The sequence below is a fragment of the Streptococcus parasanguinis genome (assembly GCF_019929185.1).
Classification (GTDB): Bacteria; Bacillota; Bacilli; order Lactobacillales; family Streptococcaceae; genus Streptococcus; species Streptococcus parasanguinis_O.
This window is the reverse complement of the sequence record NZ_JAHZPC010000003.1, coordinates 51,907-78,260: the sequence shown is the minus strand read 5'-3', so window position 1 is coordinate 78,260 and position 26,354 is coordinate 51,907. Positions and strand designations below refer to the sequence as shown.

The 26,354-nt window shown below is 41.4% G+C and carries 22 protein-coding genes; 21 read left to right on the top strand and 1 reads right to left on the bottom strand.

Annotated elements, in window-relative coordinates; translation table 11 throughout:
- The first annotated feature begins 22 nt into the window (after positions 1–22).
- From K1I56_RS02995 to K1I56_RS02970, 6 genes are all read left to right on the top strand, one after another.
- Positions 23–268, top strand: a complete 246-nt coding sequence (locus K1I56_RS02995) for a hypothetical protein (RefSeq protein WP_003009969.1) — start codon at positions 23–25, stop codon at positions 266–268.
- Between the two features lie 156 nt (positions 269–424).
- Entirely contained in the window at positions 425–751 is a 327-nt protein-coding gene (yajC, locus tag K1I56_RS02990) for a preprotein translocase subunit YajC (protein ID WP_003004444.1), read from the top strand.
- A gap of 154 nt (positions 752–905) precedes the next feature.
- Entirely contained in the window at positions 906–1,655 is a 750-nt protein-coding gene (gene uppS, locus K1I56_RS02985) for an undecaprenyl pyrophosphate synthase (protein WP_003009971.1), read from the top strand.
- A gap of 9 nt (positions 1,656–1,664) precedes the next feature.
- A complete protein-coding gene (locus K1I56_RS02980) occupies positions 1,665–2,468 on the top strand; it encodes a phosphatidate cytidylyltransferase (protein WP_023919527.1) in 804 nt (267 codons plus the stop codon).
- Positions 2,469–2,504: 36 nt separating this feature from the next.
- Positions 2,505–3,764, top strand: coding sequence for an RIP metalloprotease RseP (gene rseP, locus K1I56_RS02975; RefSeq protein WP_021154371.1), 1,260 nt, complete (start codon positions 2,505–2,507; stop codon positions 3,762–3,764).
- Between the two features lie 15 nt (positions 3,765–3,779).
- Positions 3,780–5,630: a proline--tRNA ligase gene (locus K1I56_RS02970; protein ID WP_223325216.1), complete on the top strand. Its 1,851-nt coding sequence runs from the start codon at positions 3,780–3,782 to the stop codon at positions 5,628–5,630.
- A gap of 54 nt (positions 5,631–5,684) precedes the next feature.
- Here K1I56_RS02970 and K1I56_RS02965 read toward each other — a convergent pair whose 3' ends face one another.
- Positions 5,685–5,978 carry a hypothetical protein gene (locus K1I56_RS02965; protein ID WP_223325215.1) on the bottom strand — a complete coding sequence of 98 codons (294 nt, stop codon included), beginning with the start codon at positions 5,976–5,978 and terminating at the stop codon, positions 5,685–5,687.
- 735 nt (positions 5,979–6,713) lie between these two features.
- Between K1I56_RS02965 and K1I56_RS02960 the strand changes: the two genes are divergently transcribed.
- From K1I56_RS02960 to K1I56_RS02890, 15 genes are all read left to right on the top strand, one after another.
- The gene (locus K1I56_RS02960) at positions 6,714–7,001 is read left to right on the top strand and encodes a WXG100 family type VII secretion target (RefSeq protein WP_003016069.1); all 288 of its coding nucleotides are present in this window, start codon (positions 6,714–6,716) and stop codon (positions 6,999–7,001) included.
- 131 nt (positions 7,002–7,132) lie between these two features.
- Complete coding sequence (gene esaA / locus K1I56_RS02955) at positions 7,133–10,156, top strand: type VII secretion protein EsaA (protein ID WP_223325214.1); 3,024 nt, start codon at positions 7,133–7,135, stop codon at positions 10,154–10,156.
- Positions 10,153–10,608, top strand: coding sequence for a type VII secretion protein EssA (essA, locus tag K1I56_RS02950; protein WP_045759059.1), 456 nt, complete (start codon positions 10,153–10,155; stop codon positions 10,606–10,608). Before esaA ends, essA begins: the two co-directional genes overlap by 4 nt.
- Positions 10,609–10,851, top strand: coding sequence for an EsaB/YukD family protein (locus tag K1I56_RS02945; RefSeq protein WP_003013697.1), 243 nt, complete (start codon positions 10,609–10,611; stop codon positions 10,849–10,851).
- Position 10,852: 1 nt separating this feature from the next.
- On the top strand, positions 10,853–12,142 hold the full coding sequence (gene essB / locus K1I56_RS02940) for a type VII secretion protein EssB (protein ID WP_223325213.1): 1,290 nt from the start codon (positions 10,853–10,855) through the stop codon (positions 12,140–12,142).
- Positions 12,143–12,145: 3 nt separating this feature from the next.
- Entirely contained in the window at positions 12,146–16,546 is a 4,401-nt protein-coding gene (gene essC, locus K1I56_RS02935; RefSeq protein WP_223325212.1) for a type VII secretion protein EssC, read from the top strand.
- A 14-nt stretch (positions 16,547–16,560) separates the two neighbouring features.
- Entirely contained in the window at positions 16,561–16,923 is a 363-nt protein-coding gene (locus tag K1I56_RS02930; RefSeq protein ID WP_223325211.1) for a hypothetical protein, read from the top strand.
- Positions 16,924–16,936: 13 nt separating this feature from the next.
- Positions 16,937–19,120 carry a hypothetical protein gene (locus tag K1I56_RS02925; protein WP_223325210.1) on the top strand — a complete coding sequence of 728 codons (2,184 nt, stop codon included), beginning with the start codon at positions 16,937–16,939 and terminating at the stop codon, positions 19,118–19,120.
- 12 nt (positions 19,121–19,132) lie between these two features.
- The gene (locus tag K1I56_RS02920; protein WP_223325209.1) at positions 19,133–20,224 is read left to right on the top strand and encodes a hypothetical protein; all 1,092 of its coding nucleotides are present in this window, start codon (positions 19,133–19,135) and stop codon (positions 20,222–20,224) included.
- Position 20,225: 1 nt separating this feature from the next.
- Positions 20,226–20,630, top strand: coding sequence for a hypothetical protein (locus K1I56_RS02915; RefSeq protein WP_223325208.1), 405 nt, complete (start codon positions 20,226–20,228; stop codon positions 20,628–20,630).
- A gap of 151 nt (positions 20,631–20,781) precedes the next feature.
- Positions 20,782–21,171 carry a hypothetical protein gene (locus tag K1I56_RS02910; RefSeq protein WP_223325207.1) on the top strand — a complete coding sequence of 130 codons (390 nt, stop codon included), beginning with the start codon at positions 20,782–20,784 and terminating at the stop codon, positions 21,169–21,171.
- A gap of 562 nt (positions 21,172–21,733) precedes the next feature.
- Positions 21,734–22,042, top strand: a complete 309-nt coding sequence (locus tag K1I56_RS02905; RefSeq protein ID WP_223325206.1) for a TIGR04197 family type VII secretion effector — start codon at positions 21,734–21,736, stop codon at positions 22,040–22,042.
- A gap of 15 nt (positions 22,043–22,057) precedes the next feature.
- Entirely contained in the window at positions 22,058–24,808 is a 2,751-nt protein-coding gene (locus K1I56_RS02900) for a hypothetical protein (protein WP_223325205.1), read from the top strand.
- Between the two features lies 1 nt (position 24,809).
- A complete protein-coding gene (locus K1I56_RS02895; protein ID WP_223325204.1) occupies positions 24,810–25,232 on the top strand; it encodes a hypothetical protein in 423 nt (140 codons plus the stop codon).
- 559 nt (positions 25,233–25,791) lie between these two features.
- Positions 25,792–26,319 carry a hypothetical protein gene (locus tag K1I56_RS02890; RefSeq protein WP_223325203.1) on the top strand — a complete coding sequence of 176 codons (528 nt, stop codon included), beginning with the start codon at positions 25,792–25,794 and terminating at the stop codon, positions 26,317–26,319.
- Positions 26,320–26,354 lie beyond the last annotated feature (35 nt).

The following is a 26,354-nucleotide window of genomic DNA, read 5'->3' as shown; positions in this document are numbered from 1 at the left end:
AAATTTGAGGAATGGAAGTAAGATGAGCAATACAATTGATATCTACTCAACTCCCGAATACAGAAAAGTGGAAGCCGTTGTTCAACTGATGGTTGACGGTCGCTTGACGAGCTATCGTGTCGCAACTGAAACAAACATCAGCAAAATGAGCTTGGCGACTTTGACGAAGGGAACGAGTAAAATCAAAAATATTACCTATCAAACGGCTTTGGCCTTGATTGATTGGTATGATGAGAATCATGAAAAGTATGGCATTACGATTGACTAGTCAGTAGCCCACTTTTCGTGGTTTTTTTCTTTTTCAGCAAAACTTGCCTCCTCTCTGAGACTGGAGTCTGATTTTACTTGAAGAGGATGGGAAAACTTGAAAAGACGGGCGAAATTTGATATAGTATAGCATATATGAAAATTAAAGGAGAAACATATGCAAGGCGGAAGTTTGCTAATTATGCTCGTTCTTATGGTCGGTTTGATGTACTTCATGAGCCGTAGCCAAAAGAAACAGTACCAAAAACGGATGGAAAGTTTGAATAAACTTCAAAAAGGAAATGAAGTCATCACGATTGGTGGCTTGTACGGAACCATCGATGAAGTCGATACAGACCGCAAGACCGTTGTCTTGGATGTTGATGGTGTCTACCTGACCTTTGAATTGGGAGCGATCAAAACAGTTCTTCCTGTATCAGAAGGAATCTCAGCTACTGCGACAGAAGGTGCTAGCTCAGATGCTGATTCAGCCATCGAAGAATAATCATCAAAGAAGAGGCAAGGGCCTCTTTTTTGGTGGGCAAATAGGACGATGTGATGAAGGAAAGTCCTGCTGGTTCAAAAAAGAGGCCAGAGTCCCTATTTTATGGGGATTTATGGTATAATGAAGCGATAAATATTGAAATAGGTAGAAAAACATGTTTCGTTTTAAGAAAAAAGAAAAAATCGAGATACCTTTAGAAGTCCCGAAACACATTGGGATCATTATGGATGGCAATGGTCGCTGGGCGAAAAAGCGGATGCAACCGCGCGTCTTCGGTCATAAGGCAGGGATGGAAGCTCTCCAAGAAGTGACGATTGCAGCAAAAAATATGGGGGTTCAGGTCTTGACGGTCTATGCCTTTTCTACGGAAAACTGGACACGCCCTGAAGATGAAGTCAAGTTCATCATGCACTTGCCGGTCGAGTTTTATGATCGTTTCGTCCCCGAATTGCATCGCAACAATGTCAAGATTCAAATGATCGGTGATACCAAGAAATTACCAAAAGAAACGCTAGAGGCTTTGGAAAGAGCAGAAGCGATGACCCATCTCAATACAGGCTTGATCCTGAATTTCGCACTCAATTATGGTGGACGTGCTGAGATCACTCAGGCCGTGAAGCAGATCGCCCAAGAAGTCTTGGATGCGAAGTTCAGTCCAGAAGATATCACAGAAGAGATGATCGCAGATTCTCTCTATACCGAGAGTTTGCCACGCGTCCTAAGGGACCCGGATTTGATTATCCGTACCAGCGGAGAGATCCGTTTGAGTAATTTCCTCCCTTGGCAGGCTGCATACAGTGAGTTGTATTTCACAGATGTGATGTGGCCAGATTTTGGAGAGGAAGCACTACGAAGTGCCATAGTAGAATATAGCCATCGCCATCGGAGATTTGGTGGTGTTTAGGAGAAGATGATGACGAAAGATTTACAAAAACGTGTGATTTTTGGAGGAATTGCCCTGCTCTTTTTCATTCCAACAGTAATGGTTGGAGGGGTGTTCTTCCAGATTGTGATTGGCTTGATCGCCATGCTAGGGGTTCATGAATTGCTCAAGATGAAGGGGCTTGAGACAGCGACCTTTGAAGGAGCGCTAGCCATGTTAGCGGCCTTTGTCCTGACGTTGCCGATCGAGGACTACCTCCCTTACCTTCCAGCAGATGGCAATATGATTGCTTATGGTTTGGTTGTCTTGATTCTCATGGGAACAACTGTTCTTGCTCAGAATTACAATTATGAAGATGTGGTCTATCCCATTGCGTCTAGCTTTTATGTTGGACTTGGTTTCCATTCCTTAGTAGATGCGCGAATTGCTGGTATTGATAAGGTTCTTTTAGCCCTCTTTATTGTTTGGGCGACAGATTCCGGTGCCTATTTAGTAGGAAGTCGGTTTGGGAAACGCAAGCTCATGCCTGCGGTTTCTCCTAATAAAACGATTGAAGGCAGTCTTGGGGGAATCTTGTCTGCAGTTGCGGTAACTGTGATCTATATGATCGTGGATCGTTCTGTGGCGGGTGGACATGGTTTTCTTGCTATGATCTTCTTTACCATCCTCTTTAGTATCGCAGGTCAGTTTGGAGATCTGGTAGAGAGTGCGATTAAACGCCACTTCGGTGTGAAAGATTCTGGGAAATTTATTCCAGGACATGGCGGTGTTCTAGACCGTTTTGATAGTTTGATTTTTGTCTTTCCCTTGATGCATTTCTTGGGCTTGTTCTAAGACAGAAGAGATAGAAAGGAAACCACGTATAGAACGATGCAGTTTATTGCCTTTATTGTTATTTTTGGAGTGATCGTTCTCGTTCACGAGTTTGGTCATTTCTATTTTGCAAAAAAATCGGGCATCCTGGTGCGAGAATTCTCGATCGGGATGGGTCCAAAGATCTTTGCCCATATTGGTCAAGATGGAACAGCCTATACGATTCGCATTCTACCTTTAGGTGGCTATGTTCGGATGGCTGGCTGGGGTGAGGATACAACTGAGATTAAAACCGGAACGCCTGTCAGCTTGACGCTAAATGAGGCTGGTAAGGTCGTCCGGATCAATCTTTCAGGAAAGAATCTGGATCAGACAGCCCTTCCCATGAATGTTACCCAGTTTGACTTTGAAGACAAACTGGAAATTACGGGCTTGGTTCTCGATGAGACTAAGACTTATGATGTCGATCATGATGCGACCATTGTTGAGGAAGATGGGACAGAAGTGCGGATTGCGCCGAGAGATGTTCAGTATCAGAATGCCAGCATTTGGGGACGGTTGATCACCAACTTTGCGGGTCCTATGAACAACTTTATCCTCAGTATTGTCGTCTACTCACTTCTAGCCTTTATGCGCGGTGGTGCGATTGACTACTACAGCAACAATGTTCAGGTGGCACCCGATGGGGCGCTGGCTAAGGTCGGTGTCAAAAGCAACGTTCAGATCCTTCAAGTTAACAACGATACCGTTAGCAACTGGGATGAGCTGACTGATGCTGTCGAGAAAGCAACCAAGGACAGCAAGACGGCTCCTGAATTGACCCTGAAAGTCAAAACAGACGGCCAAGAAAAAGAAGTTAAAGTAAAGCCAACCAAGTCAGGGAATCGTTACTATCTGGGTGTGACAAATGGCCTCAAGACAGGATTTGTGGATAAACTCTTGTCTGGTTTTACAGATACCTGGAATACAGCGACACGGATTTTGGGAGCTTTGAAAGATATCATTTTCCACTTTAGTCTCAATAAACTGGGTGGTCCGGTTGCCATCTACAATGCCAGCTCACAAGCTGCTCAATTAGGAATTCCAGCAGTCTTGTCTCTTATGGCCATGCTCTCTATTAATATTGGGATCTTCAATCTAATCCCGATTCCCGCTTTGGATGGAGGAAAAATCTTGATCAATTTGATCGAGGTCGTCCGGAGAAAGCCACTGAAACAAGAAGTAGAAACCTATATGACGCTTGCAGGTGTAGCTGTAATGGTTATTTTGATGATTGCTGTCACCTGGAATGATATTATGAAATTATTTTTGAAATAGAAAAGGATATTGTCCATGAAACAAAGTAAAATGTTGATTCCAACGCTTCGCGAAATGCCAAGCGATGCCCAAGTCATTAGCCATGCTTTGATGTTGCGTGCAGGATATGTTCGCCAAGTATCAGCTGGTGTCTATTCTTATCTGCCATTAGCAAATCGAGTGATTGAAAAAGCAAAAGGCATCATGCGCCAAGAATTCGAAAAAATTGGAGCAGTAGAAATGCTTGCTCCAGCCCTTTTGAGTGCGGATCTCTGGCGTGAATCTGGTCGTTACGAAACTTACGGGGAAGACCTCTATAAGTTGAAAAACCGTGAAGGCTCTGACTTTATCTTAGGTCCAACTCACGAAGAAACCTTTACCGCTATTGTGCGCGACTCAGTAAAATCTTACAAACAATTGCCGTTGAATCTCTACCAAATTCAACCAAAATACCGCGATGAAAAACGCCCACGGAACGGTCTTCTTCGGACCCGTGAGTTCATTATGAAAGATGGTTATAGCTTCCATGCGAACTACGATAGCTTGGATGTCACTTATGATGAATACAAGGCAGCTTATGAGCGGATCTTCACACGCAGTGGCATCGACTACAAAGCCATCATCGGTGATGGTGGTGCCATGGGCGGAAAAGATAGCCAAGAGTTTATGGCTGTTACACCTGCTCGTACAGACTTGGATCGTTGGGTTGTTTTAGACAAATCAGTGGCTTCCTTTGATGAGATCCCAGCAGAAGTCCAAGAAGAAATCAAAGCAGAATTGCTCAAATGGATGGTTTCTGGGGAAGATACCATTGCCTATTCAAGTGAATCAACCTATGCTGCCAACTTGGAAATGGCTACCAATGAATACAAACCAAGTAACCGTGTTGTAGCGGAAGAAGAAGTAAAACGCGTAGAAACGCCAGGTGTCAAATCCATTGATGAAGTGGCAGCCTTCTTGAATGTTCCAGAAGAAGCGACTATCAAGACTTTGGTTTACATTGCAGATGAAGAGCCAGTTGTTGCCCTTCTTGTAGGTAATGATCAGCTCAATGAAGTGAAGTTGAAAAACCATCTTGGCGCAGATTTCTTTGAACCTGCAACCGAAGTGGAAGTGAAAGAATTATTAGGAGCAGATTTTGGCTCTCTCGGTCCAGTTGATCTTCCTGAAAATGTTAAGATTATCGCAGACCGCAAGGTACAAGACAGCCGTAATGCAGTAGTCGGTGCCAATGAAACAGGCTACCACTTGACTGGTGTCAACCCAGGACGTGACTTTACTGCAGAATACGTGGATATTCGTGAAGTTCGTGAAGGCGAAATCTCACCAGATGGGAAAGGGGTCTTGAACTTTGCACGTGGGATCGAAATCGGTCACATTTTCAAACTCGGCACACGCTACTCAGCTAGCATGGGAGCAGATGTCTTGGACGAAAACGGTCGTGCGGTTCCAATCATCATGGGCTGCTACGGAATCGGTGTCAGCCGTCTTCTTTCAGCCGTTATGGAGCAACATGCACGACTCTTTGTCAATAAGACTCCAAAAGGGGAATACCGTTACGCTTGGGGAATTAACTTCCCTAAAGAATTGGCGCCATTTGATGTGCATTTGATTCCAGTCAATGTCAAGGATGAAGCGAGTCTTGCTTTGACCGATCGGATCGAAGAAGCCTTGGTGAATAAAGGCTACGAAGTCTTAGTGGATGACCGAAATGAACGCGCTGGTGTCAAATTCAGCGATAGTGATTTGATTGGGCTTCCAATCCGCGTAACAGTTGGTAAGAAAGCAGCTGAAGGCATCGTTGAAGTGAAAATCAAAGCGACAGGAGATACCATCGAAGTTCATGCAGACAATCTCCTTGAAACCCTTTCAATCTTGAACAAATAAGAAAAAGCTTTCTGAGCTCTCACCAGTGTGGTGATGAAACTCAGGAAGCTCTTTTTATTTTTCTTCTTTGAGGCCTTGATCTTTGAAATAGGTAAAGAGATCTTGGGGCTTGCCATTGAGGTATTTCTTGAACTCGGCTCTTTCTTCCTCCCCTTGATCTCCGTAGATGGTAGCAAACTCATCTTTCTTGATTTTTGAGAAGTCAGCCTGTAAGACTTTAGCATAGGATTGTTTATCTTTTGAAATTTGAATGCGGAAGCTAAGTCCAGGCTTACCATTTAAGGTTTTATAGATATCGCTATGTTCTAATTCTTCTTGGTAGATTTCCTTTAATTCAGGAAGATCCATGTCTTGCAAATCTGAGGAAATGGGTTCAAAACTAAGGAAAGTAAAAGAGACAATTTCCTCTTTCTTGTAGCCAATTTGAATTTTGTTTTGGTGGTGATCGCCGAGGTCACTAACAAAGGTCTTGGTTTGGACTTGCTCCTTTTTGTTTTGAGTTTCCTCTTGCTTGGGAGAAGCGGCAGTAGTTCCTTTGCCTTGTTAGCCTTGGCTACAAGCGGTAAGAGCTAGTAGACAGACAGAGGCAAGTAGAAATTTTTTCATATATACTCCTTATAGGTTAATGGTGTTCGATCTTGTATGAAACAAGTTTTGAACAGGTTTCATTATACCATAAAAGTTTTAAAAATGAAAAAATATACAAAAATCTTCAAAATTTGCTTTTAAAAACACCTAAAATCAACAATTTTTATCTATGTGTTGAGTTAATATAAAAGGACAGAGTGTCTTCTTTTCTTCTCAGAAATAATACTAGTTGGAGACTACTGGGGCAAGGAATTCAGAAAATATATTACATATTTATGACAAAATGTTACACAATTGTAACAAAGTTACAATGTTTTATCAGTTAGCCCTCTAAACTTGACATTCTGGCAATATTTCATTAAGATATTTTTAAGTAAATAATACAAACAGGGAGAAAAAGGTAAAATATACAGTTATCTGGCATTTTACTAATTCGTACTAAAATGTATTGTTTATGAAAAAAATATAAGGGTATCAGCCCAAAAGGAGAAAAATATGGCTCAAATTAAATTAACTCCAGAAGACCTACGTGCTTCAGCACAACGTTATGCACAAGGTTCTCAAGAAATCGATCAAATCCTTACTACTTTGACTCATGAACAACAAGTCATCGACGCAAACTGGGATGGATCTGCATTTGATAGCTTTGAAGCACAATTCAACGAATTGTCTCCAAAAATTAAACAATTCGCTCAATTGTTGGAAGACATCAACGGTCAATTGATCAAAGTTGCTGATATCGTTGAACAAACTGACCAAGATATCGCTGCACAAATCCACTAAGATAGTCTTGGAGGTGATCTTACTTCTTGTAGGTAGATCACCCTTTTGTCTTTTGATATATAGAAAATAGGGGTTAGATTCTTAATTCCTAACCCCTATTTTGTATCTATGAATTAGAAAAAGGAAAAGGTATGGAAGTTAAAAATAAAAAATGGTTAAAATACATCGGTCAGAGTGCGGTTGTGCTCCTTTTGATGGGATCTGTCGTGGGTCTTTATACGACGGTTCAAAAGGACCAAAAGCAAAACGAAGCCAAGACCGTGCAAACGACAGAAAACACCAAGCTCAATATTGCAGTTGTCAACGAAGACAAGGCGGTTAAACTGAATGATAAAGAATACAACCTTGGGGCTAGCTATGTAAAGAATATCGAGCGGGATAATTCGCAAAACTGGTCTGTACTCCCTCGTGGAGCTGCTGAGTCAGGGCTTGCAGATGGCAAGTACCAGTTGATGATCGTTATTCCAAGTGATTTCTCAGAGAAGGTCTTGGAAGTGAACGCGGTTAATGCAGAGAAGACCACGGTGACGTATAAGGTCAATGCGGCTGGAAATTCTCAGGTTGAAAACGAGGCCAATAAAGTCGCTAAAGATATCGTTTCAGACTTGAATAGCCAGTTGGTTGATATGTATATGGTCAGCATTTTGAGCAACCTCTATACAGCTCAGAAGAACGTGGAAACAAGTAACAAAATTCAATCGACCAACATTGGTTCATACCGGAGTAACTTATTGGATTCAGCCTTGGATTCCAAGAATATCTTCCCAAGTCTCTATAGCTTGTCTACGTCATCTGTTGAGTCGAATAATGCCTTGAAGACAGTCCTTGAGTCTTATACACAGGCTTTTGATCAATTGACCCAATCTCAGGATCAGTACGGTCAAAACTTCGACACATTGATCAAGCAACGCTCTGAGGATAAGATCAGCCATGAAGAGTTCATGAATCAGCTGATGTCCATGAACCAGTCTGTTGTCAGTGAAAAGACCCAAGAGTTGTATAAGAATCTACAACAAAACCAAGAAGCAATTACCAAACAATTGAGTCAACCAACTGAAACAGAAGGAGATGCTTCAGGGACCAAGACCTATGCAGGCTTGACAAAAGATGTGAATGATCGTGTGGCAGACCTCGAAAAAGGGATCAAGGCAGAACGCGACAAATTAGATGAGCACGAAAAGAACATCGAGTCTTCTGTAAAAGAGAAGATCCTTGACTACTATGGTCTAAAAGAAGGAGACAAAGTTACTCTTCATACCTTGCTTGGAAAGCCAAAAATCGAAACTATCAGCAAGGCTCGAGATAAAGCGGATGATGACATTCGTCAAGCAATTGAAAAACTTCCGTCTTTAGATCCTGCTAGTCTGAATTTGAATAAGTATGGAAATCTCAACGCAGCGATTGATTTTGATAGTGCTTTTGCTGGAACGAAGGGGCAAGCAAAAGGGAACGCCGATGACTTAAAACGATTGGCTGCTGAAGTGGATGCCAAATTAACGGCAGTTGCGGATGTCCTTAATGCTAAATCTGGGAAACAGAAAGTCAGCATTCATGTCCCTGCAGGAGTCAAGGTTGATACTTGGACCTATGATGGACAGACTTATGCAGGCAGTGGTGAGCAGGAAGTCGAACTGAAAGATGGCAAACAAATTCAAATTCACCTTGTTGAAGATGGAGGAGCTATGCCGAGCGCGATTGATGTTGAAGTCCTTGTGAATGGGGTTTCTTCAACCAGTGTGACCGTATCTGCAGAAGATTTGAAAACAGCTGTCGCTAACTATGCATCGAAAGCTAGTGAAATCGCCTTGGATTATCAACGCGCAGGAGCATTGATCGATGCCTACTATCCAAAAGATGAAAAGGAAAATCGTCATTCACTCTATGATCCAATCGAAGATATGGATTTGACAAACGCTTTGGTCGACATCGTGAAGGCTGCTGTTTCAAGTAACATGAAGGACTACCGTAAGAGCATTGAAACGGATGAATCTGGGGATGCAACGAAGAGTGTGAAAGCCCAGTTAGATGGTACCCTTAAACAGTTGCAAGACTTGGGACCACAATTGCAGGCCAATCTTCAAGCAATCGAAAACACTAACAAAGATCTAACCAAAAATATCAATGATCAATTGACGCAATATGCTGATCTTCAAAAACGTTTAGAAGAGATCTCAAAAGCGCAAGAAACAGTGACACAGGCTCAAACCAAGACCGATGCAGATTTGTCAGCTCTTGGTTCTGAATACACGTCATTATTGAGCTCGACAGAAGGCGTTAAGAGCTCATCTCGTAGCAATGTAGAAGCTGCTAACTCTACCAATGAAATCTTTAGCCAATTGAACAAAGAATTGGAAAAAGCCCAAGGCAATACAGAGAAATTGTCTAGCAATGCGGAAAGTTTGATGGGTGAATTCGACAAGGAATTGTCTGAAAACGGGAACTTCGTCGAAGCCTTCCGTAAAGTCTTCAACAATGCCTATGAAAACGGAGTGCCGAATGAAGTCTTGCTTGACTTCTTGTCAAATCCAGTTGCAGAGAAATCTTCTTCTGTGAAAGCGACCATCAACGTCTACCGTCCATTTATCTGGATCTTTATGTTGGAAGTCTTGAGCCTCTTTACAGCTTATCTCTTTGCGACGCAGCCAATCATTCGCAAGGTTAAGGATCGTTTCAAATTGGATCGCTTGCAAGAATCAGATCTCTTATCTGTCGGTGTCCTTGTGGGACTTTCTCTCATCCTTGGACTGGTGATCGGAATGATTTCAAGTATTCAACTCTCTGTCGGTCGTGAATATATACCTTCATGGGTATTCTTAGCAGTTCTAGCAAGCTTTGTCTTGGTACAACTACAATACCTTCTTTTGAAACACTTCCGTGTGATTGGAATGGGACTGGCCTTCTTCATGTTGATCAGCTATGTCTACCTATCTAGCGCGATCGGAACAACCGCGACCTTGTCAGGCCTTCCAGCACTGGTGAAAAATGTCAACCTCCTTTCTATTTTAGAAGGACAGTTTGCGGGTTACTTTGATGGACAAACAGCCGGTATCGGCGTCTTCTTCGGATTGTTGGTTTTCTTCGGACTTTTGGCGGTTGCCAATATCTTCATTCCAAAGAAATTTACTCAAACAAAGGAAATTGAATCAAGCTTATGAAAAAAATGATGTATCTTCTCTTTGTCTTTAGTCTCTTGCCAGTAGCTGTTGTTTCTGCAGATGATTTTATTGATAATCGTCTGCAGGTCAACAACTCACGTCTTGAGACAGAGCAGGAAAAGACACTTGGGGGCCAATTGGATGCCACTGAGTCTCTTTTCAATGAGAAGGATCAGAAAAAATTAGCAGATGAAAAACGCAAGCAAGAGAAACAATTGACCGATTCAGACGGCCAGTTGTTTTCTGCTATAAAGGGAAAGAAAAAAACGGGGCCTGAAGCGGACCTGTTCCAGCCTGAAAATCAAAAATTATCTAAATTCGAGTCCAATGTGGAGGACAATTCGGCTAGCCTGTCGGATTTTATTCCAGCCTTGCAAATGCTGGCTTGGAGTGCCCTTCTCTTTGGGATTGCTGGCTACATTTCCTATCGAATCTATAGAAAAGAGGCCTAAATGGACCAACATATCAATGTCACCTTCCGTATGAATGGTGCAAGCCATGACCTCCGAATCCCAACACGGATGGAGGTGCGACGCTTGATTCGGGAATTGGATCAGATCTTTGGGTCTGCCATGGAGCCTAGAAGTAAGTATCAGTTGCGCGTGGTAAATAAAGGCATCTTGCTGGATGAAGGCAAGGTGGTACAAGAGTATCCGATCACGAGTGGTGATCTGATCGAGATTGAGGAGTGGTAAGGTGAAAGAAGAACAATTTACACTGGAAGAACAAGTCTTCCGTTTTGAAAAAGAAGAAACGAGCTGGCGGCTGGACCTTAAGCGTTCAGAAGTGGATAGCCAGGATTTACGCAATTTATGGATTTTGGATCTCCATCATCCCTTGTTTTTAGAGCAAAGCATGACAGCGGATCAAGACCAGATTCATCTGACCTATCAGACAGACGCGCTAGGCTTGAGTGCAGAAGAAATCCAGGCATTACCGGTTTCAGACCGTCTGCGTCTAGCTATCAATGTCTTGGATTTGGCGCCAGCCTTGGAGCTTCCGGTGACCTTTATGTTGCATCCTATCAATTTGTTTGTGACCAAGGATGCGCAAGTCAAGATCGCTTATCGCGGGGTGCCGGGAATGATGGTGCCACGCAAGTGGGATCAGGTTGAATTCTTGCGGCAGGCCAAGTGCTATGCGGTCACTCTTTTTGGGGACTGGGATTTCATGGAGCTCTATCAAGGCACACTTGAATTAGAAGATCTACCTGATTTCTTGGTGGAAATCCGTGATGCTGCTAGCTTAGAAGAGATGAAAGCTCTCTTAGAGAAAGCCTACCAAGAACGCAAGGAAGAGGAAGAAAAGACCTTGACCTTGGTTTCAAGTCGTCAACACCGAATCTTTAAGTTGGCAACAGTATGGCTTTCAGCTGTAGTGGCCCTCTTACTCTTGCCTTTGATCTATTTAGTCTTTTTCCAAGCACCTTTTAAAGAAAAGTTGCTTCAAGCGGATACAGCCTATCTCAAAGTAGACTACACCGGTGTAATCGATGAGTTGGAAGGAGTAGCTCCAAGCAGTCTTCCAACGACACAGAAATATGAGTTGGCGACGTCTTATTTGCAAGGCTTGAATTTCTCAGAGGACCAAAAGAAGGTCATCCTTAACAATGTTACGCTCAAGTCAGACAGCCTCTATCTCCACTACTGGATCTATATCGGCCGTCATGACTTTACCCAAGCGCTGGATACAGCCAAGCGGATCGACGATTCAGACTTGATTATCTATGCCCTTCGTAAAGAAATCAAGGCGACACGTGATAGCGAAAAACTCTCTGGTGAACAGCGCGAGAAGAAACTCTCTGAGCTTGAGGGTGAATACAAGAAATACTGGGATGCCCGCTCTAAACTCTTGGAAGCAGAGACAGATGAAACCAAATCTTCCACTAGCAGCTCAACAACGGCTTCATCTACGGAAGGTTCCTCAACAGAAAGCTCGTCTTCTACAACTGCAAGCTCGACTGAGTCTAGCGAACACAAGGAGTAGTCTATGAAAAAACGTATCATACTCTATAAAAAAGGTTTTCGCTATGAGCTAGCGCTAGAAGAGGGAAAAACAGCGACCGTATCGAATCAAGAAACAGCTCAGTTGACCCTGGCTTCGCAAGAAAATCCCCTTCATTTCCAATGGAGTCAAGGGGAAATCTTCTACCAGTATGGTGAAGACAAGGGTGTGCTTGAAAATAGCAAGATCCTTGGGGATGTGGTCTGCTACTTGGCGACAGGGGAAGTCCATACTTATGAACTGTTAGACAAGGAAGAAATCCTCGTAGCAGATGAAAAGGGTGCGGATGTGCGCTTGCACTATCCAGTACGCTTTCTCCTTGTGAAAAAAGAGCAGACTTGGACTTGCCAGCTCTTATCTGGAAAACTCTACCATAACCACAAACTCGTCAGTGAAGCGACTTTTCCACTGGCCTTTGGGGATGAGCTGGCCATTGGAGATGTGACCTTTAAGCTCTATCCAGAAGAATTTGGCGTGGAAGGGACTGTCGAAGTAAGTCCTTATCTAGTGCCGCGTTTGCATTCACGCTATGACTTTTACAAGGACTATCCAGAGTACCACCGGTCTCCTCGGATCATCTATCGGAGCTCAGAAGACAAGATCTTGATCAATCCTCCGGGTGCGGAGCCTCAAAAACCATCCGATGAACTCTTGAAGTTGATCATGCCACCTCTCATCATGGTTGGGGTGACCCTCTTGATCACCATTTTCCAACCGCGGGGGCTCTATATCATCGCGACGGTATCCATGTCTGTGGTTAGTGTGATTTTTTCGGTCCAAGGATTCTTCAAGAATCGTAAGAAATACAAAGAAGACAAGAAAGAGCGCGTGGAGCTCTACCATCTCTATCTCAAGGACAAGGCTAAGGACTTGGAACAGCTATCTCGGAAGCAGCGAGAAGGCATGTTTTACCATTTCCCAGCGATCGAAGATTTGACCAAGATGGTCAAACGCTATGACTCGCGAATCTACGAAAAAACACCGCTTCATTTTGACTTTTTGGCTTATCGTTTGGGCTTGGGCAAGGTTCCAACCAGCTATGAGCTCAAATATGGTCAGGAAGAACGCAGTGGGAAGAAAGACGCCTTGGAAGAAGAAGGCTATGCTCTTTTCCAAGCTCACCAAAAAATCGACAATCTTCCGATTGTAGCCAGCCTTAATCGGGGACCTGTAGGATACGTCGGCCCTCGTCCTATCGTGCTAGAGCAGTTGCAACTCCTGGTTGCCCAATTGGCAGTCTTTCACTCATACCATGATCTGACCATTATTCCGATCATTCCAGAAGAAGAAAAAGAAAGCTGGGATTGGATGCGCTGGTTGCCCCATGCGACTCTGCAAGACATGAATGTCCGTAGCTTTGTCTACAATCAGCGGACACGCGATCAGGTCTTGAACAGTCTCAACCAGATCCTCAAGCTCCGCAAGGCGCAAAAAGAGGAAGAAAAAGCTAATGATACCAAGATCTTCCACCCTCACTATGTGGTCCTCATCACCGATGAAACCTTGATTTTGGATCATGTCATCATGGAGTTCTTCCGTGAGGATCCGACAGAGCTCGGCTGCTCCATCATCTATGTGGCAGACGTGCTCTCATCTCTTTCTGAAAATATCCAAACCGTTATCTCTATCAAGGACCGCAACCAAGGGCAATTGCTCTTGCAAGAAGGGGTTCTTCGGGAGCTTGACTTCCAATTGGATCACTTCCCTGAAGGTTATGACAAGGAAGCCATCTCGCGTGGCCTTGCGCCTCTCAAGCATATCCAACAGCTCAAGAGCTCGATTCCAGACTCAGTGACCTTCCTTGAAATGTACCAGGCGGAAACTTTCAATGACCTCAAGGTCTTGAGTCGTTGGGAGAGCCATGCCCCTTACCAAAGTTTGGCTGTTCCGATCGGTCTGCGCGGGAAGGACGATTTGGTCTACCTCAATCTCCATGAAAAAGCTCATGGACCCCACGGTTTGATCGCAGGGACAACCGGTTCTGGTAAGTCTGAAACCATTCAGTCTTATATCCTGAGTCTTGCCGTCAACTTCCACCCACACGATGTGGCTTTCCTCCTCATCGACTACAAGGGTGGGGGAATGGCCAACCTCTTCAAGGATCTGCCTCACTTGCTTGGGACCATCACCAACTTGGATGGTGCCCAGTCTATGCGGGCCCTCGCCTCTATCAATGCGGAGATCCATCGTCGGGAGCGCCTCTTTGGTCAATATGGGGTCAACCATATCAACCAATACCAAAAGAAATTTAAACTGGGTGAAGCGACCGAACCGCTTCCTCACCTCTTCTTGATCAGTGATGAGTTCGCCGAACTCAAGGTCAACCAACCAGATTTCATCAAGGAGTTGGTCTCTATTGCGCGTGTCGGGCGTTCCCTCGGTGTGCACTTGATCCTTGCGACACAAAAACCTTCTGGGGTTGTGGATGACCAGATCTGGTCTAACTCCCGCTTCAAGCTAGCCCTCAAGGTGGCAGACCGTGGCGACTCTATGGAGATGCTGCGGACGGCAGATGCGGCTGAGATCACCCAGACCGGTCGTGCCTACCTCCAAGTCGGCAACAACGAAGTCTATGAACTCTTCCAAACCGCTTGGTCAGGAGCAGACTACCAGCCTGAGAAGGACCAGCTAGGGATCGAAGACCATACCATCTACTTGATCAATGAACTGGGCCAATACGAAGTCCTCAACCAAGACCTCTCTGGTCTGGATATGGCAGAAGAAATCAAGGAAGTGCCGACAGAGCTGGATGTCATCGTGCAAGAGATCAATCACTTGCACCAACAAGAAGGCATCGCAGCTGTGGCCCAACCATGGTTGCCACCGCTCAAAGAGCGGATCACGCTGGATGAGTTGGAAAAGGTCGTACCGATCGAGGCTTGGCAAAAACGGACAGCTCCAAGCGTCCTGATCGGGGTAGCCGATATCCCGCAAGCGCAAAAGCAAGAAGCTGTTGCTATCGATCTGTCAAAAGATGGGAATATCCTCCTTTACGGAAGTCCAGGTACAGGAAAGACCACTTTCCTCCAGACTGCCGCTATGGATCTAGCTCGCAAGCAGAGTCCAGAAAATCTGACTATGTACCTGCTCGATTTCGGAACCAATGGTCTAGCCCCACTGAGCCAATTGCCGCATGTGGCCGATAGCCTCTTGCTCGATCAGACGGAAAAAATCCAGAAATTCATCCGGATCATCAACCGCGAGTTGGATCGTCGTAAGAAGCTCCTCTCTGAGCATGGTGTCGGCACTATCGCCCTCTACCGTGAAGTGACCGGCAAGCAAGAGCCAACCATGGTCATCCTCATGGACAGCTATGAGTCTATGAAGGACGAGCCTTATGAGACAGACCTCTTCAAGCTCTTCATGCGGATTTCCCGTGAAGGTCTCAGCATCGGTGTGCACCTGATCATCACAGCTAGCCGTCAGAACAACCTACGGGCTCAGCTCTATTCCAACTTTAAACACCAGCTTACCTTGCCACAAAATGATATCTCTGAAGTCCGCGGTATCGTGGGAGCAACCCCACTGGCGTCTACGATGGAAGATATCAAGGGACGCGCCCTCATGAAGCGTGACGAAGTCGATGTCGTCCAGTTCGCCCTACCAGTCGCTGGAGACAATGATATCCAAATCATCAACAACCTCCGCGATCAAGTCCAAAGTCTCAAAGAGATGTGGACGGGCCGCACCCCAGCAGGTATCCCAATGGTGCCAGATGAGTTGACAGAAGCAGCCTTCTATGGCCGTGAGGATGTAGCAACTTTGCTGGATGAAGGAAAAGTACCACTCGGATTGGATCTGGAAACAGTTGAGCCTGTGACATGGGATCTTAAGAAAGGCAACCTTCTCTATCTGACAGACAAAGAAGAGCAGATGACACAATTCGTCAAACAAATCGTTCGTAGCAAGCAAAAGGTGATTGTATTGGCGCCAGCCTACAATGAATTGCCAGAGATGGAAGGTGTAACAATTCTTTCTACGAAGGAAGATTATGTAGCTGGAATCAAGAAAATGGAAGAAAATATCCAATTGAGATTGGAACAACAGAAATCACAACATGAAGCAACGATTGTACTATACAATCAACTAGAACTTATGAATGATCTAAGTATGGATCTTCAATCTAGTCTGAACTATGTCCTTGAAAAAGGGGCGCGTGCAGGCTATGCTACAGTAGCTATGAGTGGCAGTCAGTTGAATCGAAAAATTGACGAAGTATCCAAATCTATCAAACTCTATAAACAAGCGATCGTGGCCATGCGGATTACAGACCAAAGTGTTCTAAATGTTATCAATCGACCAGTCCGTGAAGAACCACTTGATGTACAGGTGAACTACTATGTAGAAGATGGATTTGTAAGAAAAGTGAAAGTATTAATGAAATAGAAGGGGGATGAATTATGGCTAATCAAGCGACATTAAATGCTTTAACAAGAGCATCTATTGAAGCAAGTATTGAAGTTACTCGATTATCAGGAGAAGTTTCAAAGTTGAGAGCTATTCATACAAAATTGAACAAACAGTCAACAACTATAAAGTATGAGGTGACACTTTCTGAAAATATTGCAGGTGATAAGTATGATGATGAAGAACACCAAGAAAAAGCAGACTTGACTTCTTTAGAGAAAATATTATCAACGAAAAAAGAGGAAATTCTAGGATTACTGAGTGCCAAAATTAAACAGGTAGAAGCAGATTTAGCAACAGCTAATACGAAGGCGGCGAATGCTCAGAGTGCTTTGATAGCAGCTATGAACTCATAAAGGAAGTGAATGTATGACAGTAAAAGTAAAGAATATTTCTGGTTTAGAGAATTATGCAACTAGCATCCAGGGGTTCGCTGGTAAATTCGAACTAGCTGCTAACGATACAGTTCGTGAATTCAATACGAGTCTAGAAGGTGAAAAAGCAGAGGCTATTAATGCATTCTTTAGTGTATTAAATAATATCCAAACGACCATATTTTCTACAGCTCCTGAGGCTATTCGAACTTACGGGCGTCATATATCCACTTTCACAGATGCGATTAAGGGGTTGGGGTTCTCAAGTTTAGCATACACAGATGATGATGCAATGACTACTCTATTAAATTCTCTTACTACACCTCAACGTAATGAGATTACAATTGTTAAGGATAATTTAGTTACTGTGCTGGATGAAGCTGTTGAAGCTATGGGAGAAGGAGATTCTAGTTTAGGAAGCTTTGATCCTGTAGCAGATATGTATATAGCAACTGAAATTCTTGCCCGATCAGGGACTCATACAGGAATAATACTGGCAGATTCTGTATTAGCAGATAATGTTAACGGTTCGGCCGATTTGTTTACGAATTTAACGAACCAAATTCATAATTTTAAAGCAGTAACTAAAGTATGTGTTCCAAGTATTTTAGAGGGTATCAAGAGTGGAAATCTCACTAAAGATAAGATGGTTTACCTTAATAGAGTAAGTACGGATGCTGATGTTAGGATCTTAAATGCACAATTAAAGGGAAATACAGCAGAAATCGCAAATATAATGTCTGAGGACCCTGCTAAAGTTTCTGACGGGGCGTATAAAAATGTAGCGGAAGATATGACTTCTTGGATGGATGGAAGTAAATCAGGAATAAAAAAAATACAGTTATTTCTAAATGCGCTTGAAAAAGTTGATCAATCCAAAGTAAAAGAAATAGCAACGAATCTTGGCAATGTACAGGTGATTTTGAAAAAACTTCATGCTGCAGATATGCAAGCATTTGAAAAATCTCCTGATTATAATGAAGCTGAATGGGATCAATACAAAAAAGAGTTGAAACAAATGAATGATTTGTCAGGTCTATTAGCTTCAATACGAGTGCTTAAAATTGGAACTGAACATAAAAGGGAAGAAGTATTAGGGAATAGTACTGATCACAAAGTAAAAGATCTTTATACTCGTAATGGATTAAAAATCGCTTTAAATAACGCGGAAAACTCGGAATGGGTGCTAACTAAGAAAACAATTGAAAAAGGAGTCATAAAAAATGCTAGTGATCCGATTAAAGACTTTGATAAAGTTAAAAATGTACCATTTAAAGAAACTACAAAAGAGCATATTTCTCATTTTGAAAATGGTACTTTAGGTTCACTTAGTGGAAAATATAAGAAAGAGTTGGAACAAATTGCACAGGAACAACAAAAAGTAGAAGATGAATTTTGGGCCTCTGTAGGGAAAAATGGTATAAAAACGATTTTAGAATTCGTTGGAGGGCCAGTAGCGTCAGGAACATTCAGTGTATTTACAGATTTAAGAAATTCAAAAATTGGAGATGGTGTAGAAAATACACAGAGTGTATTAGAAGAAATAACTTCAGGACGTTTAAAAACAATTATTAAAAATTCAGGGAATTATGGAGTTTCTCCTTTATCAAATATGTTACAAGATTTTATGGAAAAAAATAGCAAAATCGAGGAATTTAAAAGAGAAAAAAATGATAAAGAGAAGACGATTTATGATATTTTGGTTGGTCAGGGAGGCTGGACATTATTTGAACGTAATTCTGGGAAAACTAAGGTTGCTTCTCATAGCTCACGACTTTATACAGACTATGGAGCATACAAACGAATAGGAGAGCTTAACCAAAATGGAGTAATGGGATTTGTGGAAGATCAACAATCAAAAAAAACAGAGTCGTCACTGGTTACAAGAGCCAAAACTATAATTAATAAACGTTTTAAGGATGACCCTCGTATGAGAGATTTCCTTTTAGGAGTACATCCTGAGGAGAATAGTTTTAATGCTGAGAGCGCATCTCCGGAAGAACGAGTCTTTCATGCAATGACAGAAGCAGTAGGTGAATTATTTAATGATAAGCCATTAACTGTGCAGAATATGACCTCAGAACAAATTTTTCAAATGTATGATGCATTGATCGAAATTGAAGGAGGTAATGTTTTAACCGACTTTGATAATTATTTTAACGAAAAGTATGGTAACTAAGGAGGAATTAAAATGAAAAAAAATATATTTCTTACTGTCTCATTCCTTTTAGTGATTTCAATTGTTATTTTCGGACTTTTTACCTATCAACATCACCAACAGTTGGAAAAAGCCAAACAAGAACGTGAAAAATATGAAAGATCACGCTATTATACTGGAAAATGGGAAATTGATTCCTATCGTTTTATAGAAGATGGTAAAGGAGTAGTAGTTCATTGGAAGTCTCTAACTCCGGAAGAAGATAAGCTATTTGCTAAGTACAATCCAAATGTAAGTGAGAATTTATTGGGTGCTCATGGAGCATCTAACAAGCGTTATATTGTTCGTTACTATTTTTATAATTCAACTCATCGGTATTCGCAAAAATTACCAAAAGAGGATCCGGATGTGTACTTTAGTCTTTCTATTTATCGAATCAAAGATAAAGAATTAGAGGAGAGCAAGGTAGATCTTTATAAGTTAGTAGGAGATTATAATTCTAAATACATACCAGAAAAAACAGGCGGTATTGAGGAGATAAATGGTAAAGATTATTTACCTATAAAAGTTTACGAAAGAGATTGGGAACTTTCGGAGAGTAAAATTTTATGGCTAAATCTTGAAACGAAGAAAATTGAGTGGGAAGATTCAAAAGAACAAGGTGGATCTAATACGCCTTCTGTTGCTTTAGGACAATTAAAGGTTATTCTAGACAATGCTACGGAACCCTTTAGAACTACCAATGCATATGATGACTCATATCAGAATCAACTAACATTCTTTCCTAATAATTTAAAGGGGAGTGTTATAGAAAAGTCTGATCCAAGGGCTTACCAATTACTCCGTAAAAAGAATTCTCAATTATATATTCTGCTTGATGCTAAATTAAATTATGATACTGTCTACGGAAATGTCCAACAGTTTATCGACTTGTATCAACTCTTTGTCCCCGCTGATACTAATCTCTACGAAGGAATCACGATTCCAGCAGAATTGAGTACGGATGGACAAGTCCATCAAGTGAATACCAAAGAAGAGTTTGAAGCTTATTATGATGTTGATAAAGATTTAGCATTAAATAAAGAACGCCGGGTATTGATAGAACAGGAAAAGAAAAGGGGGTAATATGGATAAGAACCTAAAGAATATTAATCCTGATAATTTAAATAGGGTAAATGGTGCTTTTCGTGATCTGAGCTCTGAGTTAGAAAATAATGCTTCTGATTTCATTGATTCTAGTGCTACAGAACAAATTCAAAATGCAACAGATAGTTTAAAAAAATTATCTTCTGAAATGAAGGAGACAATTGGATCTTTGGATGAATTCTTGTGTAATGTTGGTGAATCTTTCAGAGTAGCAGATGACTCTATGGCTAATTCAATTGGTCAGACTATGTATACGAAAGCGCCGGAGACTGGATTGCAACGTCAAGAACGGTATATCCAAGGAGGAAAAACGACATCTGATCAACATTTTCGTCGAAAAATGGTGGAGAATACCAATTTACAATTCAACGATTTCCCTGCATAGCACAACCCATTTTATGAAAGAGTAGTTTTTTCCGAAGGTAATTATATCAAGTGAGATGTTTTATCCCACTGAAAAATCAGGATACAAAAAGGTATTGTCAAATAACGGATAAGTATTTTAGTGATTTTAGCTATTGGAGGTTCTCCTATCAATGGAAAAACAAAATAGACAACAAGAGAAGTTGGACGTACTTTACAAGGATCAGATGAGGTTGGATCTGCAGTTAGAGGACAATCAAGATGAGCAAAAAGCACTTCGTCTGTTGCGTGAAGATCTTGAGTATTCTCAAGGAGATGCTCTTTATCAGCTCAATGATTTACTCTTGATGGGGGTAACACCTTCTCACCGCTCCTTTTATATCCAACTACTAAAACAGATAGATGAGACAACTCGAAAACTCTTTTTAGATTTAGACGAGCAGGAGTTGCAACTTAAACAGCAGTATCGTGAGACAGAGCGTCAGCTTGAAATAGTTCAAAAGAAACGCTCTCAACTTATAAATGAGCTGGCTGAAAAAGAAGCGAAGCAAAATAGATTTTAGAGAGAACCGCGGTTCTCTCTTTTTTCATCCTCTTAACTCTCTCTAACTAGTAATTAATTTGATTTTCAAAGTAATTTCAGGTATGATAGTAAGGTAATATTTTTTAGTGGTATTTGTTTTTCGCTTAATTAAGTGGAGAAAGAAAATAACATTTAAAAATATTATGGCATTGGATGAGTGAGATCAATTTAAAAATCTGAGTTCAGTCCAAGCAAAAGGAAAAGTTAACTTCAAGCAAAACAGAACGAATTACAAAATGGTCCTAGCTTTATAGAGTTTTCTGTAACCTTTCATGTGACTTTGTCATGCATGAGGTGAAAGCTCTAAAGAAAGACCGAGTTTCATATTTGGCTTGTTTGATGGAGATTTATTTTTTAAATCTGACGACTTTTCAACAGTAGACAATGAAACAGGATGTACGACAAGTAAAGGTTTGCGTCAGCAATTTATTATTGGCAATAGCGAATAATAAATAGGTCAATAAATACTTTATTTAAAATATTAGTATTCGACGACTTCCTTACCGAACATCCCCCCTTCAACGAAAGGATAGTAATTTTCTATGGCAATTCAATCAAATGATACAGTTCATTCCTATGCGGATAGCATTGTGTCTGCGTCAAATTCAGTGAGCTCTGCTACTGGGACCAAAGATGATGGCAATGTTTATCAAGGCCAGAAAGGAATGTCAGCCAATATTGATGGTGATAAAAATGCCGGTGAGCAAGCAAAGGAGCGGGCGATCGACTTTATCCAAGTACTCCATGGAATTCATGCAGAGTTCCAGACGACAGATGCTTCGATTGCAGGATATATCAATAATCATAGAGGCTCAGGTAGCGAAGAACTGTATAGTTCAGCAAAGCATTGAGAAAGGAAGAGATAGATGGTTAAAGTAAACTATGGTGCCCTTCAGACGATGTCTTCTACGACATCAAGCGCTTCTCAGGGACGTGTCGCAGGCTACCAGCAACTGATCAGTGCCTTTAGTACATTTAGTGGATCATATGACCTACAAGGCGCAGGCTATGATGCAGCGCGTGCTTATGCATCAGGAATTATGGTCTCCTATTATCAGGCTTGTATCCTTTATTCTGAAGCTGTTGCAGATGCCGCGGATTACCTTGCTGATACTTATGCATCGCTATGTGGTGCAGAGAATTTAGACGAGGAGCAGCTTCGAGCGGAAATTAGTTCGGCATCCCGTGCTAGCATACAAATCAGTTATTCTATTGCAAGTTTAGAAAGAAAGGATACGCTCAGTAGTGAACAGGAAAAATCTCTAAACTCTTTACGTGATCAAGCATCTACACTGGATGAACAAATTAGAGCAGCTAACGAGAAATTAGAACACTTAATAGCTTTTAATGATTCTTCTGCTTCAGCTAACATTGCAGCAAACGATGCCGCTGGTAGAATTGCTGATGCAGAGCACACCCTTGGTGTCTCATTTGCTGCAGGGACATTTGAATGTACAACCAGTACGGATTGGGCTGACATTGTTGCAACAAAATGGGAAGCACGTGCAGTAAGCATGCAAGAGGCTTATGATAAGGCTCTTCAGAAATTATTTAACGGGGAGGAGCTAACAGAATCTGATCTTACAGCAATTGAACGTTATAATAGTGAGTATCCAGGAGTGGTGGATCAGGAAATTTTACAATACACTAAAGAAGTGCGATCTGTAAAAGCTGAGGAGATGCGTTATAGGGGAGTTGTAGATAAAGTTGTTGAAGGAAAGCAATTAACGAGTGACGAAAGGAAGTTTGCCAAAGAGTTTGCAGCAAAATATCCTGATTTAGAAATAAATACCATTGTGTTGAGTACAGTAGAGAGACAGGAAAATTATAAGAAGATTATTGGGAAAGCAAATAAGGGAAAAGAATTAAGTGGAGAAGAACTTGACTTTTTACTTAGTTATTATAAAGATTATCCAGATGTTTCAGTACCGAAATCAGTATCTAAACCTTTGAAAAGCAGAAAATTCGAAATTGAAGTTAGTCAATCTAGTCTTGCCGATTTACAGAAAAAATATGGAGGGATTGTTAACGAATACGAACACTATCGTCAAACTGGTCAGTTTGTATATACGCAGGGAGGTATCAGTTTTCAGGAAGCTACCTATATTTACAATGTTTGTAAATTTAAAGAAGCTAGTGGAGAAGAAACTTTACAAGAAAGAAAAAGAAATCAAAAGATGTTCTCTAACCTCAAAACTTCAGATAGAAAGAAAATTGATTCAAAAACATTGGGTGAACTTAGTTCTGAACATCCTGAATTTATGAATGGAAGAACAGGAATTGAGTTTGATTACATCTTTTCGTCAAAAGCAGATAGAGCAAAGAAAGATTATGCATATTATAGATATAATCAGTTGATGAAAGAGCAGCCTGTTGATTGGCGCGACCCAGATTATATGAATAAACGTAATCAATATATTTTAAAAACAGGGAAAAATCCATCAACAGGGGAGAAAGCTACCAAAGACGAAATTTTTGTTGCTAAAAACTACGGTTGGGTAAAGAATACAACAGATATTGCTACTGGGACAATTGATCTTCTTGATAATTTGGGGGCTTTCCAGTCAGCTATGGCTAAAATTTCTAAACCTAAATTTGATACTTCAAAAATGTTTAAGAAAATAGATAGGCCAAATACAGTTACAGTTCCCAATACTCATGTAGATATTGAGACACCAAAATTCAAGCCAGCTAAATCGGTGGATTTGGAGGTGCCAGTAAAACCTCAGGTTGATGTAGAAGTTCCGAAAATCAAACCAGTTGAAGCAATGGCTGGAACAACAACTGTGGTTCCAAAATCCAAGATGCCAGATATTGATGTGTTGACAAAACCGAAAGATTTATCTACTATAAAGGGTGAAGCGGTTTATCATGTAGGAACAGTTAAATCAAAGGTTGATTTGGATGTTCCAGAGGTGAAGAATGTCCACGATGTCGAAACACCGAAGTATAACAAGGAACAAATCCTGAAGAATCTTGAAGAAAGTAAACTTGCAAGGGAGAGTTCAGGGTTTAAAGACTTTTCAACTCGAGAAAGATATATAGAGAAAGTCTTTAATAAATTATCTCCTGCGGAAAGGGAATTAATTTTTAATATTTCTAAGAATGCACCTAAGGTGGAATATCGCCCTGGTAACACAGCTAAAAGTGTATTATCAATACCGAAAAATGATCGTCCAAACATCGAAAAGGTTTATAGTTCAGAATACATAAAAGCACACAGACAACAATTTGAGAATGGAGCTATTAAATTTCAGAAATTCACACCCGAAGAAGGTGGATACAATAATGGAGCAATTGGTAATCCAAAAGATCATGTTGCCTTTGTTATGCCTAAAGAAGCTGGAGAAACATTGATTAAAGTAACTAAAGGAGACCCTGAATTGTTGGAAGACATATTAGGGCTTCATCGAGGAGATCTAGGTTCTTCTCCTGTGGCTATTGAAATTCCACCAGAATCTGTTAAAAATCCAAGAATTCCAAGCGGAAATGAAGATTCTGCTTTTGATGGCTTTTGGAAACCAGGAGGACAAACTTTCCCAGGAAATATGCCAGAAGCAGTTATTGATGAAGTGCCGTGGGGGGAATTTACAATTAGAAAATTAGGAGGTAATTAAGATGAGTTTAACTAAAATACCATGGGAAGAATTTGATACTTTTGATAAGATTGAGTCACCTAAAGATTATGACTTTCGAACACATGAAGGGAAGTACTATACTTTTGGAGAGTTTGGGGTAGCTTCAGTTCGTCGTGTCTTTGAAATTAATCCTTCTGATTTTGATGAATATCTATTAGGTAAGAGAACTGCACGTGAAGTTGATTTTAAAGCTCAGAACGATCGTTGGCCACCTACAGAAGAAGAAAAGAAGGCTAGTGAGAAACGATTCATAGAAGAGAGCCCTACATCTTTAATTGATTTACCTGAAACTAGAGAATTATTTACTCAGGAAGAGCTTAAAAGATTAATTCCGATTGCTGAGCAAATGTGGATTGACTGGAGAGGCAAACTTCCAGATGATTATGTATCACCATTGAAATAGCCTGCGTGGGACTTGTTTGGCTCTTTGTCAACTGTAGTGGGTTGATGAAAAGTTACAACCTGGAGAGAAACGAAATGGTTCTCTCCTTTTTGAATTTCAAGGAGATACGTAGTCTAGTTTTTTTAGTTTATTCAAATTTCGAAAATCTTAATGCCTCTGATCAGTTGATGGATTTTCCAATACTTACAAAAAAACTGCATCACTGACAGTTGCTTTCCTAAGGATTTTAAGGCTTTATTTTAATCTCTTATATTTTGTGGTTCTTCCGATGCCTTTTCGCTGGATCTCGTATCTGTAGATCGTAGCCACTAAACCAAGGATTTCCGAGTCCCGTTTTTCATTTTTGATGGTGGAGTAGTGAAATGTTCTCATGATATTATCCCTTACTAACACATTTTTTCCTTAAAATATAGCATAATTTAAGGAAAATGTTATAAATGAGAAGGAGAGAACTATGATTTATTCCTATGTCCTTTCTCAACCTTCTCCACCTAGTGACGAACTTGCTCTTCAAATTAATTTTCGGTATGATGTATAAATGATTGATAAGGAGTGACCGATGTCTAAAGAAACTTATTTACAGCTGAAAAAAGAATTTTTGATGCGTTTTGCTTTTAATGTGGGAATTGCGGGGATCGGTTTGGTGTTATTGATTGTTATGATCTTCAATCAATTGCGCTATATTCCCTACTTGCTCGTGGTTATGGGGATGATTTCCTTGATGAACCAAGTCTTGGTCATGCCAACCAAGACCAAGAAAGATGCCTGTGAGAAAGAGCATCCGGAGTGGAAGGACTTGTCGGTCAAAGGCGTCAAGGTTGATTCTCAGGAACAGTCAAAACGTTATGGGGTGAGCCTGATTGCGTTGCTCGTGGTTATCGGGGCTTTCTTTGCCATGTATCGTCCGACTCTCCAAACGCAAAAAGAGCAAGAGGAGGAAGTGGAAATCCGGCAGAAGTTGCAGCCTGCTATGGAGAATATCCAAAAGCAAGAACAAAGCTCGAGAGAAACCGTCCAGTCTCAGATGAAGGACCTGCTTCGGACACCAAGCCCCAGCTCAGAAACAGAGGCAACAAGTGAGGAATGATCAGGATTGCCTGCTGTTGACCAATCGTCGAGAAA

Bases quoted from the DNA above. Each gene is read 5' to 3' on its own strand.
- K1I56_RS02900 (WP_223325205.1), top strand. From the start codon at position 22,058: ATGGTTAAAGTAAACTATGGTGCCCTTCAGACGATGTCTTCTACGACA.
- essA (WP_045759059.1), top strand. From the start codon at position 10,153: ATGAAAAAAATGATGTATCTTCTCTTTGTCTTTAGTCTCTTGCCAGTA.
- uppS (WP_003009971.1), top strand. From the start codon at position 906: ATGTTTCGTTTTAAGAAAAAAGAAAAAATCGAGATACCTTTAGAAGTC.
- K1I56_RS02960 (WP_003016069.1), top strand. From the start codon at position 6,714: ATGGCTCAAATTAAATTAACTCCAGAAGACCTACGTGCTTCAGCACAA.
- K1I56_RS02930 (WP_223325211.1), top strand. From the start codon at position 16,561: ATGGCTAATCAAGCGACATTAAATGCTTTAACAAGAGCATCTATTGAA.
- esaA (WP_223325214.1), top strand. From the start codon at position 7,133: ATGGAAGTTAAAAATAAAAAATGGTTAAAATACATCGGTCAGAGTGCG.
- K1I56_RS02915 (WP_223325208.1), top strand. From the start codon at position 20,226: ATGGATAAGAACCTAAAGAATATTAATCCTGATAATTTAAATAGGGTA.
- essC (WP_223325212.1), top strand. From the start codon at position 12,146: ATGAAAAAACGTATCATACTCTATAAAAAAGGTTTTCGCTATGAGCTA.
- K1I56_RS02920 (WP_223325209.1), top strand. From the start codon at position 19,133: ATGAAAAAAAATATATTTCTTACTGTCTCATTCCTTTTAGTGATTTCA.
- K1I56_RS02980 (WP_023919527.1), top strand. From the start codon at position 1,665: ATGACGAAAGATTTACAAAAACGTGTGATTTTTGGAGGAATTGCCCTG.
- K1I56_RS02905 (WP_223325206.1), top strand. From the start codon at position 21,734: ATGGCAATTCAATCAAATGATACAGTTCATTCCTATGCGGATAGCATT.
- K1I56_RS02925 (WP_223325210.1), top strand. From the start codon at position 16,937: ATGACAGTAAAAGTAAAGAATATTTCTGGTTTAGAGAATTATGCAACT.
- K1I56_RS02890 (WP_223325203.1), top strand. From the start codon at position 25,792: ATGTCTAAAGAAACTTATTTACAGCTGAAAAAAGAATTTTTGATGCGT.
- K1I56_RS02995 (WP_003009969.1), top strand. From the start codon at position 23: ATGAGCAATACAATTGATATCTACTCAACTCCCGAATACAGAAAAGTG.
- K1I56_RS02910 (WP_223325207.1), top strand. From the start codon at position 20,782: ATGGAAAAACAAAATAGACAACAAGAGAAGTTGGACGTACTTTACAAG.
- yajC (WP_003004444.1), top strand. From the start codon at position 425: ATGCAAGGCGGAAGTTTGCTAATTATGCTCGTTCTTATGGTCGGTTTG.
- rseP (WP_021154371.1), top strand. From the start codon at position 2,505: ATGCAGTTTATTGCCTTTATTGTTATTTTTGGAGTGATCGTTCTCGTT.
- K1I56_RS02965 (WP_223325215.1), bottom strand. From the start codon at position 5,978: ATGGATCTTCCTGAATTAAAGGAAATCTACCAAGAAGAATTAGAACAT.
- K1I56_RS02970 (WP_223325216.1), top strand. From the start codon at position 3,780: ATGAAACAAAGTAAAATGTTGATTCCAACGCTTCGCGAAATGCCAAGC.
- K1I56_RS02895 (WP_223325204.1), top strand. From the start codon at position 24,810: ATGAGTTTAACTAAAATACCATGGGAAGAATTTGATACTTTTGATAAG.
- K1I56_RS02945 (WP_003013697.1), top strand. From the start codon at position 10,609: ATGGACCAACATATCAATGTCACCTTCCGTATGAATGGTGCAAGCCAT.